General features: G+C 31.0%; 3 protein-coding genes. All 3 read right to left on the bottom strand.

Annotation, left to right across the window (positions count from 1 at the left end):
• The coding region (locus C4B25_RS04600; RefSeq protein ID WP_131613979.1) for a hypothetical protein at positions 1-996 on the bottom strand (996 nt) is incomplete at its 3' end.
• Positions 997-1,058: 62 nt separating this feature from the next.
• Complete coding sequence (locus C4B25_RS04595) at positions 1,059-1,301, bottom strand: hypothetical protein (protein WP_131613977.1); 243 nt, start codon at positions 1,299-1,301, stop codon at positions 1,059-1,061.
• Positions 1,302-1,375: 74 nt separating this feature from the next.
• Positions 1,376-2,170, bottom strand: coding sequence for a hypothetical protein (locus tag C4B25_RS04590; protein ID WP_131613975.1), 795 nt, complete (start codon positions 2,168-2,170; stop codon positions 1,376-1,378).
• Between the last annotated feature and the right edge of the window lie 581 nt (positions 2,171-2,751).

Raw genomic sequence — 2,751 nt, 5'->3', positions numbered from 1 at the left:
AACTTTAATATTACCTTGGCTATCTGCTACAAGTGTTATATCAGTAATATCAGTTCCTTTATGTCCTTGTGTTAAATCTTTACCAGTTAAATATTTAAGTGCTCAAATCTTTTGATCTTTTGGTGTTGCGTTGAAAGATTTAGCTATTTCAGCAGCAATAACTTTTTTTCTTTCTTGTAATTTAATTCCAGCTAATATCCCTTCTATTGCTCTTACATTTTTATCTCTTAATGCATTTTTGTTTTGTGCATCAATTTGTGAATCTGATTTACCACCTGGTATATCTTGTTCAAATGTATCTGTAATGGAACTCTTACCTTTTACAGGAGTAGTTAAAACTAATTCTATGTGAAGTTTCCCACCTCTTACAGATGCATGCGGTCTAGATAACCGTAATTTATTTGTGTTTAATTCACTAAAAGTAGGCAATGCAATCCCAAGTTGTTTAAGTGTGTTTAATGTATCTTTTCCATTGTTGATTTTATTAGCAATCTCAGATAACTTTTCATTTCCTTGATTTCTAATTCTAGCGTTGGCAAGCGTTGACTCTATTTTTCTTTTTATTTTTATACGATCAACCTCAGCATCAGATAAACCTTTTGCAGGTATTCTGATTGCTTTTGTAAAAGGATTGGCACCTGGTGTATTTATAACAACAGTCGCTATCAGGTTACCATATTTATCAGCTGTTGCTGAAATAGATTTTATAGTTGTACTACCATTTCAACTTGGCATAGTAACCCCTAAAACCCTTTCTAAAGAATTTTTATTTGTAATATGTTTAGCAATTTCAGATAAGTAAAACTCACCTTGGTTTATATGCGCTTTACCAAAGGCTGTTTTTATCATTTGAGCAATTCCATCTCTCGTCTGATTTGCGATAGTTGTAGCTTTATTTCTTTTTTGTGCATCAATTTGTGAATCAGAAACAAGCCCACCAATAGCGTGCCTAATCGTATCTCTAGGAGGATTAGCACCTGGTGTTGTAGCTTTCACAATTACCGTTAATGTATTTCCATTAACGGTAACTTGAATATCATCAATTTTTCCACCTCCGACTAATGGCGGTTTTTTATTTCAGAAAGCTTTTTACCATTTTGATTAAAACGCATACTGTTAAGAGCGTTAGTGATTCTTCTATGGTTTTCAGCTCAGTTGTTTTGGGCTTGACGTGCTTTTTTAATTAAAGATTTATTTATTTTTCGTGCATCAATTGCCGCATCAGTAAGTCCGTTAACAGAATGTGAAACTAGATCAGCTGAAGGGTTAGCACCTGGTGTTGTGGCAGATACCCTAACCATTAATGTACCCCCAACAACACTAACTCTAATATCATCAATTTTTCCACCTCCGACTAATGATGGTATTTGAAATCCTAATATTTTTTTATTTCAGAAAGCTTTTTACCATTTTGATTAAAACGCATACTGTTAAGAGCGTTAGTGATTCTTCTATGGTTTTCAGCTCAGTTGTTTTGGGCTGAATTATTCCTATTTGTTTGTTTATAACTCACATAACCATCATTACGATCCGCTATACCTACTATAACATGATTGTAATACGAACCTTTTTGACCTGGTACAGGTGATTTTCATAGGTATTGAATTTTAAAACTGAACCCTATTTTTAATTTACCGTTTTCTATACTAGCTTTAAGTCCGTAAACATTTATACTAATATTTGCATCAAGAAGTCTACGACTGTTTTGAGCTCTCCTAATTTCATTTGTACTTTTAATTGCATTTCAAATAGTTGGATCATTTTTTAGAAATTCAGAAATAGTTCTACCGTGTGTGATGTTCTGTCTTATTCAGGCACCAGGGTTTTGAATTACCTCACTAAAAAATTGACTTTGAGATTTTGAACCTTGAAGTTTTACAGTTAATAATTCCCTTATTCTTTGAACAATAGTCATATTTGGAGTTATTGATCAACCAGGGTTTGTAATAGGACGATCGAGGCTATGATCGTAATAAGGATTTACACTTTGATTTTGGCTTAAATTTATTTTTTTAATTTCATTTAATTGTATTTGGTATTTTTCCAACTTTGTTTTGTTGATTTCGTTGTTTTCATTTGCTTTAACATAAGTTGCAGCTGTTGCAGTTGACGCTACAACAGAAATAGCACCTATGGTATTTATGGCGATTTTTTTATTTTTTTTATTCATATTTCTCCCGTATTGAATAGATTGTTTCAATTCAATACTCTCATTTTAGCACAAAAAAAATACACTAATTACTTGCTAATATATGCATAATTAGTGGCTATTATTGATTATCACTTTTTTTTACAACTTAAAAAAAACTACACAAAATATATTAATAACATTTTTTTGACCCAGCACTCAAAGAATTGTCTTTAGCAATATATTTCCTCCTTTGTCGCCATCAAATTTTCAGTTTTAAAATAAATTATATGTTAGGAAAAGTTAACATAATATTTTGTGTATTTAACAATCGTTTTTTGGTATTTAAACTTTTATTAAACCTAAATGCAACTATTGATTTATATAACTAATATGCTTTTTGATTCAAACAACCTTGAAGAGTTTATCTTTGGTGTAATATTTATTAATTAGAACCTTTTTAAGAACTTTCTTTATAATAACCATATACAAACCACCCATTTACTTAAACGGCCTTAAAAAGACGAAAAAAAAGGACCTTTATAGGTCATTTGTTTCTAGTTCTTTCAAAACTGAATAGCAGATTCTTCATTGGTTTGTCTGTGACGTACCGTTTCAATAGA

Source organism: Mycoplasma todarodis, from assembly GCF_004335995.1.
GTDB lineage: Bacteria > Bacillota_I > Bacilli_A > Mycoplasmatales > Metamycoplasmataceae > Mycoplasma_K > Mycoplasma_K todarodis.
Note: the sequence above shows the minus strand (reverse complement) of the source record. Positions and strands in the feature narration are given on the sequence as shown.